15 protein-coding genes and 1 pseudogene are annotated in these 15,566 nt (G+C 68.9%); 8 read left to right on the forward strand and 8 right to left on the reverse strand.

Annotated elements, in window-relative coordinates; translation table 11 throughout:
* Nucleotides 1–250: 250 nt before the first annotated feature.
* Both ACFU8W_RS32795 and ACFU8W_RS32800 read left to right on the forward strand, forming a co-directional pair.
* On the forward strand, nucleotides 251–2,968 hold the full coding sequence (locus ACFU8W_RS32795) for a GNAT family N-acetyltransferase (RefSeq protein WP_384044910.1): 2,718 nt from the start codon (nucleotides 251–253) through the stop codon (nucleotides 2,966–2,968).
* 307 nt (nucleotides 2,969–3,275) lie between these two features.
* The gene (locus ACFU8W_RS32800) at nucleotides 3,276–3,557 is read left to right on the forward strand and encodes a dsRBD fold-containing protein (RefSeq protein WP_384044913.1); all 282 of its coding nucleotides are present in this window, start codon (nucleotides 3,276–3,278) and stop codon (nucleotides 3,555–3,557) included.
* 338 nt (nucleotides 3,558–3,895) lie between these two features.
* Here the strand turns inward: ACFU8W_RS32800 and ACFU8W_RS32805 are convergent, their stop codons facing one another.
* Genes ACFU8W_RS32805 through ACFU8W_RS32825 form a run of 5 tightly spaced genes read right to left on the reverse strand, consistent with a single transcriptional unit; the run spans nucleotide 3,896 to nucleotide 8,515 of the window.
* Entirely contained in the window at nucleotides 3,896–5,263 is a 1,368-nt protein-coding gene (locus ACFU8W_RS32805; protein WP_384044916.1) for a Ni/Fe hydrogenase subunit alpha, read from the reverse strand.
* Entirely contained in the window at nucleotides 5,260–6,042 is a 783-nt protein-coding gene (locus ACFU8W_RS32810) for an oxidoreductase (RefSeq protein WP_384044919.1), read from the reverse strand. Before ACFU8W_RS32810 ends, ACFU8W_RS32805 begins: the two co-directional genes overlap by 4 nt.
* 1 nt (nucleotide 6,043) lies before the next feature.
* A complete protein-coding gene (locus ACFU8W_RS32815; RefSeq protein WP_384044982.1) occupies nucleotides 6,044–6,874 on the reverse strand; it encodes an FAD/NAD(P)-binding protein in 831 nt (276 codons plus the stop codon).
* Complete coding sequence (locus ACFU8W_RS32820; RefSeq protein WP_384044922.1) at nucleotides 6,855–7,334, reverse strand: Crp/Fnr family transcriptional regulator; 480 nt, start codon at nucleotides 7,332–7,334, stop codon at nucleotides 6,855–6,857. Before ACFU8W_RS32820 ends, ACFU8W_RS32815 begins: the two co-directional genes overlap by 20 nt.
* Entirely contained in the window at nucleotides 7,331–8,515 is a 1,185-nt protein-coding gene (locus ACFU8W_RS32825) for a 4Fe-4S dicluster domain-containing protein (RefSeq protein ID WP_384044985.1), read from the reverse strand. The genes ACFU8W_RS32820 and ACFU8W_RS32825 overlap by 4 nt, the downstream gene beginning before the upstream one ends.
* Before the next feature lie 152 nt (nucleotides 8,516–8,667).
* On the opposite strand from ACFU8W_RS32825, the gene ACFU8W_RS32830 reads away from it, so the two are divergent.
* A complete protein-coding gene (locus tag ACFU8W_RS32830) occupies nucleotides 8,668–9,171 on the forward strand; it encodes a hydrogenase maturation protease (RefSeq protein WP_384044925.1) in 504 nt (167 codons plus the stop codon).
* 866 nt (nucleotides 9,172–10,037) lie between these two features.
* The gene (gene ppk2 / locus ACFU8W_RS32835) at nucleotides 10,038–10,859 is read left to right on the forward strand and encodes a polyphosphate kinase 2 (protein ID WP_384044928.1); all 822 of its coding nucleotides are present in this window, start codon (nucleotides 10,038–10,040) and stop codon (nucleotides 10,857–10,859) included.
* Here the strand turns inward: ppk2 and ACFU8W_RS32840 are convergent.
* Nucleotides 10,849–10,998, reverse strand: a complete 150-nt coding sequence (locus ACFU8W_RS32840) for a universal stress protein (protein WP_384044988.1) — start codon at nucleotides 10,996–10,998, stop codon at nucleotides 10,849–10,851. The genes ppk2 and ACFU8W_RS32840 overlap by 11 nt on opposite strands.
* Here ACFU8W_RS32840 and ACFU8W_RS32845 point away from each other — a divergent pair.
* The gene (locus ACFU8W_RS32845; RefSeq protein ID WP_384044997.1) at nucleotides 10,933–11,079 is read left to right on the forward strand and encodes a hypothetical protein; all 147 of its coding nucleotides are present in this window, start codon (nucleotides 10,933–10,935) and stop codon (nucleotides 11,077–11,079) included. The two genes, ACFU8W_RS32840 and ACFU8W_RS32845, sit on opposite strands and share 66 nt — an antisense overlap.
* 31 nt (nucleotides 11,080–11,110) lie before the next feature.
* On the opposite strand, the gene ACFU8W_RS32850 is transcribed toward ACFU8W_RS32845, so the two are convergent.
* Nucleotides 11,111–11,467, reverse strand: a complete 357-nt coding sequence (locus tag ACFU8W_RS32850) for a universal stress protein (protein ID WP_384044931.1) — start codon at nucleotides 11,465–11,467, stop codon at nucleotides 11,111–11,113.
* A gap of 351 nt (nucleotides 11,468–11,818) precedes the next feature.
* Here ACFU8W_RS32850 and ACFU8W_RS32855 point away from each other — a divergent pair.
* A pseudogene (locus ACFU8W_RS32855) lies at nucleotides 11,819–12,052 on the forward strand (transposase); the annotation flags it as partial.
* A gap of 50 nt (nucleotides 12,053–12,102) precedes the next feature.
* Nucleotides 12,103–12,159, forward strand: a complete 57-nt coding sequence (locus ACFU8W_RS32860) for a hypothetical protein (RefSeq protein WP_384044991.1) — start codon at nucleotides 12,103–12,105, stop codon at nucleotides 12,157–12,159.
* Between the two features lie 277 nt (nucleotides 12,160–12,436).
* Here the strand turns inward: ACFU8W_RS32860 and ACFU8W_RS32865 are convergent, their stop codons facing one another.
* A complete protein-coding gene (locus ACFU8W_RS32865) occupies nucleotides 12,437–12,985 on the reverse strand; it encodes an HPP family protein (RefSeq protein WP_384044934.1) in 549 nt (182 codons plus the stop codon).
* A 674-nt stretch (nucleotides 12,986–13,659) separates the two neighbouring features.
* Between ACFU8W_RS32865 and polX the strand changes: the two genes are divergently transcribed.
* Entirely contained in the window at nucleotides 13,660–15,387 is a 1,728-nt protein-coding gene (gene polX / locus ACFU8W_RS32870; RefSeq protein WP_384044937.1) for a DNA polymerase/3'-5' exonuclease PolX, read from the forward strand.
* Nucleotides 15,388–15,566 lie beyond the last annotated feature (179 nt).

The following is a 15,566-nucleotide window of genomic DNA, read 5'->3' on the forward strand; positions in this document are numbered from 1 at the left end:
GGTCGGTGGAGCAGCCGAAAGACGTCGTGCGGCACGTGGACGAGGCGACGCGAGACCGCGAAACATTCCACCGGGCCGGAGCCGCGCGGGCCGGGTTCAGGCACACAGCACACGCGGACGTTGTCGTGCGTCCAGCAGCCCGCGCGAAGCAGTGGGCCGGTCGGTCCCCGCCCCTGCCCGGTCGGCCTCTCGGCGTGCGGGCGTCACGGCCGGAAGCTGAGTAGGTCAACCGGAGCATCGGAGCGACGAGATGACCGACGAGAAGAGCCGGGTACACGCCCTCCTGGCCGACGGTACGACCGTGTCGATACGGGCCGTCGGCCCGGACGATCACGACGGCGTACAGCGCCTGTATGAAGAGATGTCGCCGGAGAATCTGCGGCTGCGGTTCTTCGGGGCGAGCCGCAGGTCGACGGAGCAAGCCGCCGCCCGGCTGGCCAAGGCCGCCCTGCCCGGCTACCGCGCGCTGGGCGCCGAGCACGCCGGCTGCCTCATCGGGATCGCTGAGTACGAGGAGCTGCCGGAAGCTGCGACCGAGGCCTTCCGAGATCTCCCGTCAGGCTCACGCACCGCCGAAATCGCCCTCGCCGTCGCCGACCCCTGGCATCACCGCGGTGTCGGAACGCTGCTGCTGGAGCACCTGATCTCGACGGCCCGCGCCGACGGTATCGCCGCCTTCACCGCGGACGCGCTCGCCGAGAACCATGAGGTGCTCAAGGTCTTCGCTGACCTGGGGCTGCGCACCAGCCGCCACTTCGACGGGCCGGAGGTCCGCTGCATCGTACGGCTGGCCGAGACCGACGATTATTTGAGCTGCGTGGAAGAGCGCGGGCGGGCTGCGGATGTGGCGAGTCTGCGCCCGCTGCTGCGCCCGCAGTCGGTCGCGGTCGTGGGCGCGGGCCGGAGGCCCGGATCCGTCGGCCGGGCCGTCCTGCACAATCTGCGGGGCGCGGGCTTCCCGGGCAGACTGCTCGCCGTCAACCCGAACGCCGACGCCGTCCTCGGTGTCCCCGCCTCCCCAACGGTCGGCTCCCTTCCCGAGACCCCGGACCTGGCCGTGCTCGCCGTTCCCGCCCCGGAGATCCCGGCCGTCGCCGAGGACTGCGGGAAGCGCGGCGTCCACGCCCTGGTGGTCGTCTCCGCCGGGCTCGACGAAGGGCAGGCCCGCACCCTGCTCGCGCACTGCCGTGCGTACGGCATGCGGCTCGTCGGGCCCAACTGCCTAGGTATCGCCAACCCCGAGGACGGCACACGCCTCGACGCGACGTTCGCCGCCGCCCACCCCCTGCCCGGCACGGCGGGTGTCGCCGCGCAGTCCGGGGGAGTCGGCATCGCCCTGCTCGGCGGCCTGGCCAGGCTCGAAATCGGCGTGTCCAGCTTCGTCTCCCTGGGTGACAAGTACGACGTCAGCGGCAACGATCTCCTGCAGTGGTGGGAGTCCGACGAACGCACTGACTTGGCGCTGCTGCACCTGGAGTCCTTCGGCAACCCGCGTGCCTTCTCCCGTACCGCTCGCCGGGTCACCCGGCGCATGCCGATCTTGACGGTCGACGCGGGCCGTACCGACGCGGGCCGCCGCGCCGCCGCCTCGCACACCGCGGCCGCCGCCACCACGCCCTTGACCCGGCAGGCCCTGTTCACCCAGGCCGGCATCACCGCCACCCGCTCCGTCTCCGAACTGCTCGAGTCAGCGGCCCTGCTGCACGCCCAGCCGCTGCCCACCGGACGCCGCGTCGCCGTCGTCACCAATGCGGGAGGTGCTGGGGTCCTCGCCGCCGACGCCTGCGCCGAAGCCGGGCTGACCCTGCCACCGCTGGGCGCGGACCTGGTCGGCGACCTGCTGGACGTACTGCCCCGGGGGGCAACCGCCACCAACCCCGTCGATGCCACCGCAGCCGTCACCGAGGACCAGCTTGGAGGCTGCTTGGACCGGCTCGCCACGAGCGAAGCCGTCGACGCGGTGCTCATGGCTCTGGTGCCCACCGCGGTCTCCACAGCGACCGGCGACGTCCTGTCGAGGGTGCTCACCCGGGCCACCGCACGCCGCTCCCACACGGTCGCCGCGGTCCTGCTCGACCAGGAACAGCCCGTCACGCTGCTGTCCGGCGCCACGGCCGCCGTACCCGCATACACCGATCCGCAGGCCGCCGCACGCGCCCTCGCGCATGCCGCGGCCCGCGCCGCGTGGCTGGCCCGCCCGCCCGGCACGGTCCCCGACCTCGCGGGCGTCGACACGCCCCGCGCCCACACCGTCGCCCAGGCCTACCTGGACCGTCATCCGGAAGGCGGCCTGGCCGACCCGTTCACCTGCGCCGAACTGCTCGCCTGCTACCGCATTGCGCAGCTCCCGTGGGCCTGGGCCGAGACAGAGGACGAGGCCGTGTGTGCCGCCGAACGGCTGCGGGACAGCGACGGGCGTGTCGTCCTCAAGGCCTACTGGCCCGGGCTGGTGCACAAGACGCAGGAGGACGCCGTCCGCCTCGACCTGCTCGGTGAATCTCAAGTGCGGGCCGCCTACCGTGACTTCGACGTCCGATTCGGGCACTTCATGACCGGCGTCGTCATCCAGCCGCTCGCCGCGCGCGGAACCGAACTGTTCGCGGGCGTCGTTCAGGACGAGGTCTTTGGCCCCCTCGTGCTCTTCGGACTCGGCGGCACGTCCATGCAGGTGCTCGCCGACCACGCCGCCCGGCTCGCGCCACTCACCGACCACGACGTGCACGACCTGATCACCGCGCCGCGCTGCGCACCGCTGCTCTTCGGGTACGGCGGCTCCGGCCCCGTCGACCTCGAGGCGCTCGAACAGCTGCTGCTGCGGCTGTCCCGGATGGCGAGCGACCTGCCTCAGCTCGCCGAGGCGGACCTGAACCCCGTGGTCGCCCGTCCCGACGGCGTCACCACGCCCGACATCCGGCTGCGCCTCCTGCCACGGCGTGCCCACGACCCGTATCTGCGACGCCTCCGCTGAGAAGTCGCGCGCCGAAGGAGACAAAAGACGAAGCACAGCAAAGTCGGCTCGGTGATGTCGAAGGATGTCGTGCGCGCCGATTGCGACACGCCCTTACGGGAGACCGTGTGGCCTCTGCCTTCGGACGGGCCCCGCAAGGCGTGCTCGCGGGGCGGCCCAGGCCCGGGACAGCTCACGCGGCGGTCGTTGTCACGCCGAATCGGGGAGTCGCGTGCTTCGCCGTCGTGGAAACCCGGCGTGCCGACGGCGGTCGACGGCAGCCGCGTCCCCGGCAGCCCGGACCACTCAACGGAAGGAAGTCTTGGCCATGACTCTGCACACCAGCACCGAGAAGCCACGCAGCAAGCAGTGGAGCGTGCGTCTGGACCTCTTCGAGGAAGGTGACCTCACCAAGGTGCACGCCGTCCTCGACACCGGTGACACCACCCTTCGGAGTCGCGCCTCCGCCCGGCGCAACCCTCACGACACACCCGTTCCCGAGATCGGCGACGAGTTCGCCGCCGGCCGAGCCCTGATCGACATCGGTAACCAGCTGCTCCGCGCCGGAAGAACCGACTCCGCGTCGGGTGACCTTGCCGCGCCCGATTGAACGGACGTCGAAAGCAGCCGTCCCGGCCGGTGGGCAGGAAAAGGCCCGCCATGGCCGAACGGTCCATGCCCCTGGAAGAGCCGCTTCTGCAGGGATCAGCCGGAGTTGTGGCACCGCCACCGCACAACGAGTCGGCCGCGCCGGGATGCACCTGCACGCGGCCCCGATGCGTACCGTGCCGCACTCCCCCGCGGTCTGCGCAGTTCGCGGGCGCGGCTGACCTCCACCGAGGTGCACGGACGGCCGTTGCAGTTCGGACGCAACGAGCTATGTCGGCGCGGCGGCCGACGCTCGACCGGTGAGCCGGCGCGCGATTCACACACTTCCCCGTTCACCTTTCAGGTTCGCTCGAAGGTGAGGTCGAGGAAGTGGGCCGAGCATGAGATGCACGGGTCGTGATTGCGGATCGCCCGTTCGCACAGGGTGGTCAGCTCCGCGTCGGTGAGATCGCCGTGTCCCAGGCGTTCCTGCACGATGCGGCGGAGGTGCTCCTCGACCGCGCCGAGGTTCTGCGCGGTCGGCGGGACAAGGCCGGCGTCGGTGACGGTCCCTTCGGAGTCGAGGGTGTAGCGGTGGTACAAAAGACCGCGCGGCGCCTCAGTCGCCCCGTGCCCGGTACCGGCTCGTGCGGGCACGTCGACGTATGAGCGCGGCGGGGGTTCGTAGGCGCCGATGATCCGCAGTGCCTCGTCGACCGCGTAGAGCACCTCAACCGCTCGGACGATGATGCTGCGGAAGGGGTTTCGACAGACAGTGCCCTGCCGGGGGTCGCCGAGTCCGGCCTCGTGGGCGGCCTGGAGGGCGATCGGGGTCAGCCAGCGGCCGCTGATGGCGTACCGGGCGAGCGAGCCGGTGAGATGGCGGCGGCCGTCCAGCAGGGAATGGAGGGCGGTGGAGTGGGGTGCCTGGCTCTCGGCGACGTGGGCGTCGAAGTCGTGGACCCCAAAGGTACGGGTGGGCAGCGCGCGGTCGGATTCGGGGGGAAGACTGGCTGTGTGCGGCGCGGCCATGACGGTCGGGGTGCCGGACTCGATGGCGTAGGTTCCGGGCTCGGACAGGGCGAACAGGTCGTTGTCGCATCCGGCGTCGGGGAACTCGAAGCCGGCCACCCAACGCACGGTTTGGGCCGCGTCGTCGCGTGCCCGGCGCAACCGTTCGGCCAGCGGGCGCAGTTCGTTCGTGGCCGGGATGCGGTGGAAGCCACCGAGGCGGACATTGATCGGGTGGATCGCCCGGCCGCCCAGCATTTCGAGGATCGCGTTGCCGGCCTGCTTGAGCCGAAGACCGCGTTCAATGTCGGCGCGCCGGGTGCGTGCGAGGTCGATGACGCTGTCGCAGCCGAAGAAGTCGGGCGCGTGGAGAAGGTAGATGTGCAGCGTCTGGCTCTCGATCCATTCACCGCAATAGAGCAACCGGCGCAGCGCCGCCAACTGCCCTTCCACGACGACGCCGCAGGCGTCCTCGACCGCGCGACAGGCGCTCAGCTGGTACGCCACCGGGCAGATCCCGCACACTCGGGAGGTGATGTCGGGCGGCTCGGTGTAGGAACGTCCGCGCAGGAATGCCTCGAAGAAGCGCGGCGGTTCGTAGATCGCCAGTCGGGCCTCGGAGACCTCGGCGCCGTCCATGCGCAAGTACAGCGCGCCCTCTCCCTCGACGCGGGCGAGCGATCCGACGTGCAACACCCTTGAGCCGCGGTGAGTCACCCTTCCAGTTCCTTCCGGGAGGCCGCGTCGAACTCGGGAGCGGCGGTATTGAAGGTGCGCAGCACCCGCACCACGTCGAGAGTGTCCATACCATCACGGCGCAGAAGAGGGATGAACGAGGGGAAATTGGTCGAGTTGGACGGGCCGAAGCAGCCGTAACAGCCGCGCCCGTACACGGGGCAGATCGCACCGCATCCGGCGTGGGTGACCGGCCCCAGGCAGGGCGTGCCGTGGGCCACCGTCACGCAGACCGTGCCGCGCTGCTTGCACTCGAAGCAGACACTGTGTGCGGGTACGTCCGGTTCACGGCCGGCCAGGTAAGCGGTGATGACCTCCACCAGTTGGCCTCGGTCGATGGGGCAGCCGCGCAGCTCGAAGTCCACCGGGACATGGGCGCTGATGGGTGTGGAGGTGGCGAGCGTCTCGATGTAGTCCGGTCTGGCATAGACGGCAGCCTGGAAGTCGGCGACGTCCGCGTAGTTGCGCAGCGCCTGGACGCCACCTGCGGTCGCACACGCCCCGATGGTCACCAACCGCTTGGAGAAGGCCCGGATGTGCTGGATCCGGTCGGCGTCCTGCCGGGTGGTCACCGATCCCTCGACAAGTGACAGGTCGTACGGGCCTGGCACGTCGGCGCTGGAAGCCTCCAGGAAGTGAGAGATCTCCACCTTCTCGGCGATGCCGAGGAGTTCGTCCTCGCAGTCCAGCAAAGTGAGCTGGCATCCGTCGCAGGAGGCGAACTTCCAGACGGCGAGTTTCGGGCGATCGCTCATGGTCATGTCACAACTCCCTGACCATGAGGAGGGGTTGTGCCCTGGTCCAGCTGACGACGGGGCCATCGCGGCAGAGCAGGAGGGGGCCGAGCTGGCAGTGCCCGCAGTGGCCAGTGGCACAGTGCATATTGCGTTCCAGCGAGACCCGGATCAGCTCCGGATCGACGCCGCGGTGCACCAGTTCGCCGGCGGTGGCGCGCATCATCGGCTCGGGGCCGCAGATGAACGCCGACGACGCCCCGGGGTCGAAGGCAGCCCGGTCGAGCATAGCCGTGACGACGTCGACCTCGCCCTGCCACAGCGGGTCCGCGCGGTCCACGGTGGTCAACACCCGGGCAGCCGACTGCCAGCCGCGAACGTCCTCGCCGTAGAGCAGCTCGTGGGGCGTGCGCGCTCCGATGAGGATGTTCAGCCGTCCGTAACACCCGGGTTCGGCCAGCGCGTCGCGTACGAGCGGGCGCAGCGGCGCCAGACCGATACCTCCAGCCACGACGAGTAGGTCGTTCCCCACTGCGGCAGGTAGTTCCCAGCCGGTGCCGAACGGACCGCGCACTCCGACGGTGTCACCACGCCGCAGCCCGTGCAGGCGGCCGGAGACCGCTCCGACCGTGCGGACGGTGTGCGTCAGCCGGTGCCCGTCGATCCCCGAGACCGACAACGGGATGTCGCCGACGCCGAAGGCGTAGACCATCGCGAACTGCCCAGGGGCGAAGGGCTGCAGGGTCGAGCGGACCGGTTCCAGGACGATCGTGGCGGTGTCGGGCGTCTCCGTCTCGCGTTCCACCACCCGGTACGGAACAGGGACAGTTCCCGGCCGATCAGTCGATGTTGCGGCCATCATCACGACTCACCGGCGTCAGGGGCCCGTACAGGTCGAGCAGGCGGATTCGGGTGGACTTCAGCCGCCGTGCGATCACCTGCGCTACGCAGTTGGTCAACGCCAGGCCGAACGATGGATCCTTCTCACACGCGGCTCGGACCCGCTCCGCGTCGAACTCCGACGCCGAAACCGTGCTGCGGGCCTGCGCGCCCAGGTGCCAGCGGTACGGCTCGAACAACCACGACCAGCCCAGCAGATCGCCTTCACCAAGGGTCTCCAGGACTGCCTCGCGCCGGCCCGGAACGTGTACGTCGAGCGCAACGATCCCGGAACGGATGATCCAGAACCGGTCGGCGACACCGTCCTCGTCAAAGATGCGGGTGCCACCGGGGAAGCAGACGTCGTGGGCGAACGTGACCAGCCGCTCGCGGTGGCCGGGCGACAGGGCGCCGAGAAACCCGTGGCGAACAACGGTCATTGCGGGCCCTCCCCCGGCTCCTGCCGGGCGGCCTCCCGTTCCAGGTTCAGCGCATGGGCCTCCTCGGTGATGTCGATTCCGACCGGGCACCACACGATGCAGCGCCCGCAGCCGACGCATCCGGAGCTGTCGAACTGGTCGTACCAGGTGCCGAGTTTGTGGGTGGCCCACTGCCGGTAGCGACTGCGCGAGGAGTTGCGGACCGGACCCGCCTGCAGGTGGGTGAAATCCAGGTCGAAGCAGGACTCCCAGCGCCGCCACCGCTCGGCGTGGTCACCGGTGAGGTCCGTGACGTCCTCGGTGGTGGTGCAGAAGCAAGTCGGGCAGACCATGGTGCAGTTTCCGCAGGTCAGGCAGCGGGCCGCGACGTCGTCCCATCGCTCGGCCGTGAGGGTCTCGCGCATCAGCACCTGCAGGTCCACCAGCGGCATGCTGCGACCCATGCGATCCGCCGCGTCGGCGACACGCTCACTCGCCGCGGTCCGAGTCGCGGCATCGGCGGGATGGTGTGGCAGCTCGGCCAGGACCGACGCTCCCTCCTCGCTGCCGATCCGTACCAGGAAGCGGTGGCCGTCGGAATCGAGCACCTCGGTCAGCGCCAGGTCGTAGCCGGGCCCCACAGCCGGCCCGGTGCCCATGGACACGCAGAAGCAGGTGGCACCCGGCTCGGTACACTCCGCCGCGACCAAGAAGGCCCGCTCACGACGCCCACGGTACGCCGGGTCGCTGTACCTCCCGCCGGTCAGCACCCGGTCCTGGATCGCGATGGCCCGCAGGTCACAGGGGCGCACGCCGAGGAACGCGTACGACGACGAGGATGTCCGGTCCTCGGTCACTACCAGCTCGCCGTCGGCACCGCGATCGGCAGTCCACTGCCGCTCCCGCGGGGGGTGCAGAAACGTCTTCCAGGACTGAGGGCCTGCGCTGTGCGCGAACACGGCGCCGTCCTCGCGGGCACGCAGCCGGTAGACGCCTGCCTCCAACTCGACTCCCCAGCCGTAGGGGAGTTCCGCACCGTCGGAGATCTCGGACAGGACGATCGCCCCGTCACGTACGGTCGGTCCCACGACCGTACGGCCACGCCCGGCCAGGACCGTGATCAGCGCGTCCAGGCCGTCCTTGCCGATCACCGCGGCCGTGCCGCCGTCGTCCGCCACCGCCAACCTTCCGACGCCGCCGATGATGCCTTCCCGGCCAGTATGCGCACGGACCTGCTGCCCGACATGGGCCGACCGGCCCCTGCTGGTCCAGGTGGCTGTGTCCGTCACCCCGTACGGACCTTGCGCGGACCCGGTACAACTGGCGAGGCTGTCCGGCGGGAAGGGGCAATCGCGTGAACGTCACTACGCGGATCGCCGTCATCGGCGTCGGGAACGAGTTCCGCCACGACGACGGTGTGGGCTGGGTCGTCGTGGCCCAGCTGGCAGAACGGGCCGAGGAACGGCCACTGCCGAGCGGGACTGCCCTTCTGGCGTGCGACGGCGACCCCGCCCGGCTGATCACCCTGTGGGAGGAGACCGACCTCGCCATCGTGGTGGACGCCGCACACGCACACCCCAGGCATCCCGGTCGGCTACATCGTCTCAAGCTGGATGGTGGGCGGCTGTCCCAGACGGGCAGTGCGACGAGTACCCACGGGCTCGGACTCGGCGACGCCGTCGAACTCGCCCGCGAACTGGACCGCCTGCCCAAACAACTGGTCGTCTACGCCATCGAGGGAGCCAACAACAGTCTGGGCACCGGCCTGTCAGTACCCGTCGCAGCCATCGTGGAGCCGCTCACCGAACGGATCGCGAAAGAAGTCGCGCTGCACGTGAGTTCTGCCGGCAGCCCATAGGCACGAACTGGCTGCGTGCGACATGTACGTTCCCTTTTGCGCCGCCATCTCCTGCACCAGAGCGCTTCCGCACCGTTCCTGGGCAGTGAGCAGGAGTGAGTCCTGGCTCACCGGCACGCCCCGAACGGTCTTGGGCGCACTGGTCCTCCGCTTTCGCGTCCCGGTCGGCGGCGCATATCCCGTATGCGGTCCGTCCCGGGCGGGCGGAATCCCTACGACCTGGCCATATGGGTGTGGCCGGAGGCGACGGGGAGGCCCCGAACCATCTCGCTGGTGACACGGGGGCCCCGACCGCTGACACCACACCCGGCGTCCCAGATCGCACCGAGAACGCTACCCACACCCCGCCGGGCATGCCCGCAGCCCGTCGCGCCGTTCACCCCATCGTGCCCATGATCGCCAAACGATGTGCCGGCCCAACAGTTGCAAACCCCGGTTCACCCGGCGCACCCCCGACCACGCTCCCACAACCCTCAACAGGCGGATGCATCACACCCACCAGTCCTACGGCCCGATGACACCTGTCCTCCTTCTTCTGCCCGAGTCGTACGCGGACCTGTCGGAGCAGTGGCCCGAAACGCGTCGAATCGGTTCGCAGAACCGACAGGATCCATGCCCTCGTCGTGTGGGCAATCGGTCGAGGTCATCACTTGAGAGAAGCGCTTACGTGCGAGAGCACGACACAGCGGCGGCAACAGGACGATCCATATCTGAACGGAACGCGTGGTCGAGAGTGGTCGCCGAGCCGGTGAAACCGATCCGCTCGCCGACCTGCCTCATCGAGCACGCCGTACCGGGTCCGCGCAGCGAAGCCCGTTCGGCGCTGACGCTTGACTTCGAGCATGGTCTCCTCCATAACGTCATCCATGTCGGACAGGAAAGGCTCGGGCGAGCCCGGAAAGCTTCCGCGCTCGCTGTACGAGCGGGAGCTGTACCGGCTCCAGACCGAGCTCGTGAAGCTCCAGGAGTGGGTGCGGGTCGAAGGCGCACGGCTCGTCGTGGTGTTCGAGGGACGTGACGCGGCGGGTAAGGGCAGCACGATCAAGCGCGTCACCGAACACCTCAATCCCCGGTTGGCGCGTATCGTCGCTCTGCCGCGGCCCACCGAGCGCGAGCGCGGCCAGTGGTATTTCCAGCGCTACGCCGAGCATCTACCAGCCGCAGGGGAAATGGTTCTGCTCGACCGGAGCTGGTACAACCGCGCGGGCGTCGAGCGCGTCATGGGTTTTTGCACCATGGAGGAACACCAGCGGTTCCTTCGCCAGTGCCCGATCTTCGAGCGAATGCTAGTGGAGGACGGCATTCTGTTGCGTAAATACTGGTTCTCGGTGAGTGACACGGTGCAGGAGGAGCGGTTCCGACGCCGGCTGCAGGATCCCACCCGCCAGTGGAAACTCTCGCCAATGGACCTGGAATCGATCACCCGCTGGGAGGCCTATTCGCGGGCGAAGGACGAGATGTTCGTCCATACCGATATCTCGGAGGCCCCGTGGTACGTCGTCGAGAGCGACGACAAGCGCCGGGCCCGCCTGAACATGATCGCCCATCTCCTGTCGACCGTGCCGTACGAGGCAATCACTCCGCCACTGCTCGAACTGCCTGAGCGGCCTCCGGCCACCGGGTACCAACGGCCGCCGAGGAACCTCCAGACGTACGTCCCCGACCACGCGTCACAACTCAGGAAGTGAGGCGAGGGGTCTTGCACGATCGGGCCGTCAGAGGTACGACAGCCACCGGACACTCGGCGTGGTGGAGCAGGGTATGAGCAACTCGGCCGAGTTGGAGTCCGAAGTGGCTGCGGCGGCGATGCGCGCCGACAAGGATCAGGTCTGCAGCGGCCGAGCGCCGGACCAGCACTTTGCGGCCGTTCCCTCAACCGCCGTCGAGTGCAGCCGGACCGTCGGGTAATCGCGTGCGGGCTCGGCCACCGCTTCGTCAATCAGGGTCGCCGCACGTTCCTTACGCTAAAGGTGCGGCTCACCGGCAGTGCCCTGATGATCGGCGCGGTCGTGCGAGGGGCAGCGTCAGGCATGTACGGCATCCAGCTCGCAGCCCCCTGCCCCAGCCTCGTGGAAGGCAAACCAGACCGCCGCCCCTCCCCTCCCCGGTTCCCCGACACACACGAGGATCCGCCCGTGCATGCCTTCGATACCGGCCCGTCACCGCGCACGACGATGACGGAACAAGTGGCCCGGGCGGCCACGGCCAGGCTGACCGAGCCGAGCAGAAGTCCGGTGAGCCCGCCACGGCCTCGCTCCCCCGTGATCTGCGCCTGAGCATTGCGCCCCTCGTACAAAAGGCGATCACCGCGTCCTCGGGCATCACCTCGACCGAGACGTCGACGTCCGGATGACGGCGGCGGGCACGTTCAGCGGCAGATTCGACGATGCTGTCGGCGAGCGCCTGGTCCGGAGGGCGCCCCAGGCTGAGCGCTGGCACGGCGCCCTCGTACTGCTGACCGCTGTCGGCACGACGGCCCACTCGTACATCTAATACTCCAGCCGGACTTCTTCATTAGCGCTGGTCAACGGCTTGGGTGTGGGGAGTGTAGCGGGCTGGAATGGGGGTGGGGCGGTCTTTGCCGGGCCGTCCCACGAACGTGTGGCCGCGGTGCTTGTAGTGGCAATGTTCGGGGCAGTCCGCCCGCATGAACGATGCACCAACGAATCTGTGGGAAGAGGGACTTGGCGATCTTCTCTTGCGGATCGGGGGTCGTTTCGCCCGGGTGGAGCCTCGTCGCCGGATGCGGGACTACGTCCGTGGGCTCCTTGGTCCGGTGGGCCGCAAGAACGGGTGGCAGCTCGCCGAATACGCCGGTCATGGCACCCCCGACGGGCTGCAGCACCTCCTGTCCCGGAGCCGCTGGGAGGCCGACGAGGTCCGCGACGACCTGCACGCCTACGGGCGGGACAGTATGTGTGGCACTGCCACATGCTCGAACACGAGGACAACGAGATGATGCGGCCATACCGTGTCGGCCCTCAATGAACACCAAGACACCTCGCTCAACGCTGCCATCGCTATGCGACGGTGACCGTTTCAGCCACCCTGCGTGACGAGCCGGCTCCGGCCGCCACCTTGTTCCGGTCGCCGGTGACCCGGCCCAGTTGGAGATCGTGCGGCAGCTCGCGGTCAGCGAAGCGAGAATGGTGAAGGTTCGAGCACCTGTCCTGTCTGTGCGACGCCCCGAAGCGCGTCAGGTGACACCAGGACAGCCTCACCGTGTGCCACCTGGGTAAGAGCGCCTCAACTCAGTGGCGGGCGCTCAGGGCACCGCCGTTCCACGGTAGCCCCGCCGAGGCGGGAGCCCAGGCAACACCGTGGACGGGGCCCGCGGCCGCATATCGGCGGGCTCCTTCTGCACCGGACGACCCGCGAGGGCCGCGACGATGTCGGCTGCGGCCAGCACCCCGGCGAGACGCCCGTCTTCGTCCAGCACCGGCAGGGCGTCGGCTTCGGTATAGCTCATGAGGTCGGCTGCGCGGCGTACGGTCTGCTCGACATGTACGAGCGCCGACCTGCGGGCGGGCAGAAGGTCGCGCACGCGCAGGCCGGACAGCGAGGCGGCCGGTGCCGCACAGACAACCGCCACATCGGCCCTGTCCAGCAGGCCGGCACAGCGACCGTCCGGATGTACGACCGGAAGGTGACGGGAGCCGGATCGCTCTAGCAACTCCCAGGCCACGAGCACGGTTTCGTCGACATCGATCGTGACCACAGCGGCGCGCATCACGACGGCGACCGTCCGCGCCAAGACCTCCTGCTCACCGTGGACCGCCCCCGGCTGCTGCTCCTCCATGGTCGCCTCCTTCATCTTTGTGAGTCTCGCGCGGGGCCCCGGTTTGGCCGAGCGTGACAGATGCCGGCCTGACAGACGGGCTGATCTGATCACCGGACGACTCCCTTGACGGAAGGACGAACCTCGGGCGAGACCGTTCCCGCAATTCGAAGGGGCGTGGATCGCGGGTGGGCGTCCCACTTCCAGAATCAACGCCTTCTCCGCCACCGGCAGGAGCGAACACACCGGGTCGCGGTCCGGTCACGCACGGTCCTGACGGGAGACACCGGCCGACCAGGACCAGGAGCTCAAACCGTCACGTGACGATGGCAGTCCCGCTCCGACCACCGCCCGCCTCATACCCTCGGGACGATGTGAGCGCACAGATCCCAATCCCCATGGCAGTGCCGCGGATCGGCGCGGAGGGACACCGCTACCTTGTGGGGACGGCCTCCAGGTCACAGGCCTCCATCCGGCGGGCTCATCGGGACTGATACGCGGTGTGCGCCACGTCATCGTTGATCACGCGTACGCCTCAGATGTCGCTGCGCAGATCCTCCTGACTTCCAGTACACGCTCGGGCCTATAGCTTCGCGCGCTGGAGGGGTCCTGCAGGGCGCGGTGCGACCGCCTCCGTCCGGTCGCAGTGCCGCCGGGCACATGCCCCCTCAACTGGCATGTCCGACGGGTTGGTTCCTACACTGTCAGACGTGGTCCGCCCCAACGAGGAGGTCGAGGCACTCCTTCAGGAGTACGCAGACCTCATCGCCATCACCGGAGGCGACGCGTTCAAAGCGCGCGCCTACGAAAAGGCCGCCCGCGCGATCGGCGGCTACCCCGCCGATGTCTCCCACCTCGACATCAAGGGTCTGAAGGAGATCCCGGGTGTGGGCAGGTCGATCGCCGAGAAGGTCATCGAGTACGTCCGCACCGGCAAGGTCACAGCGGTCGAGGAGAGGCGGGCCCGGATTCCCGCAGGGGTACGGCAGCTCATCACCATTCCCACCCTCGGCCCCAAGAAGGCGACGGCACTCTACGAGGATCTGCACATCTCCTCGGTCGGCGAGCTGGCCGACGCCATCAAGGCGAAGAGGCTGCGCGACCTGAAGGGCTTCGGGGAGAAGACCGAGGAGAACATCCTGCACGGTATCGCCCTCATGCAGCAGGTCGGAGAGCGGTTTCTGCTGAGTACCGCCATGGAGGCCGCCGAGGACATCGTCACGGAACTCTCCCGGATCACCGGCTGTGAAAACTGTGCGTACGCCGGATCGCTGCGCCGCGTGAAGGAAACCATCGGCGACATCGACATCCTCGTCGCCGCCGAACGGTCAGCACCCTTCATGGACGCACTGACCGAACTGCCCTCCACCGCCGAGGTCATCGCACACGGCCAGAAGAAGACCTCGATCCGTACCGCCAAGGGCATCCAGGTCGACCTGCGCGTGGTGCGACCGGAATCGTGGGGCGCCGGCCTGCAGTACTTCACCGGTTCGAAGGCACACAACATCCGCACCCGCACGATCGCCGTCCACTTGGGGCTGAAGCTCTCCGAGTACGGACTATTCGAAACCGAGGGCGGAAAGCGGGTCGCCTCCCGCTCCGAGCGCGAGGTGTACGCCAGGCTCGGCCTGCCCTGGATCCCGCCCGCGCTGCGCGAGGACCGGGGGGAAATCGAAGCCGGCCTGCGCGGCGAGCTGCCCGAGGTGTTGACGGAAGGCGACATCAAAGGCGACCTGCACACGCACACCGACCTCACCGACGGCCTCGCCCCGCTGGAAGAGATGGTGACAGCGGCCGCCGAGCGGGGCTACGCGTACTACGCGGTCACCGACCACGCACCGGACCTGTACATGCAGCGCATGACCGACGAAAAGGTCCTCGCCCAGCGCGAGCTCGTGCGGTCACTGGACGGCCGACAGCACGGGATGCGGCTACTGCACGGCACCGAGCTCAACATCGGCCCGGACGGGGAAGTGGACTGGCCCGGCGAGTTCCTCCAAGGCTTCGACATCTGCGTGGCCTCGGTGCATTCCCACTTCAACCTCGGCCGGGAGGCGATGACCCGGCGGATCGTACGTGCCTGCGAGAACCCGCACATCAACGTCATTGGCCACCCGACCACCCGTCTGCTCGGCAGGCGCCATGGCATCGACGCCGACCTCGACGAGGTGTTTGCTGCCAGCGCCCGCACAGGCACAGCCCTGGAGATCAACGCCCAGCCCGAACGCCTCGACCTGGGCGACGAGGACATCCTCCGGGCCAGGAGTCACGGGGCAAAGTTCGCCATCGACACCGATGCCCACTCCGTCCTACACCTCGCGTACCTCCGCTACGGACTCGGCACGGCACAACGCGGATGGCTCACTTCGGAAGATGTGATCAACACGTGGCCACTGCGGCGGCTGCGCCGGTTCCTGCACAAAGACCGGGCGGACTGATACACACACGCATCCCCACAGGCATCGCGTAGTGGCCGTGGCCAGTGCTCACACGTCGAGCATCACCGGGCACATCCGGCCCTTCGGCCCGGGTAAAGTCCAGTTCGTGCAGCGTGACCGTCTTCGGCGCGGCCCCCGTCCCCGGAAGCGACCGGGCATCAGCCGTCTTCAGACCGACC

Origin of the sequence: Streptomyces sp. NPDC057565 (genome assembly GCF_042801455.1) — a bacterium.
GTDB lineage: Bacteria > Actinomycetota > Actinomycetes > Streptomycetales > Streptomycetaceae > Streptomyces > Streptomyces yanii.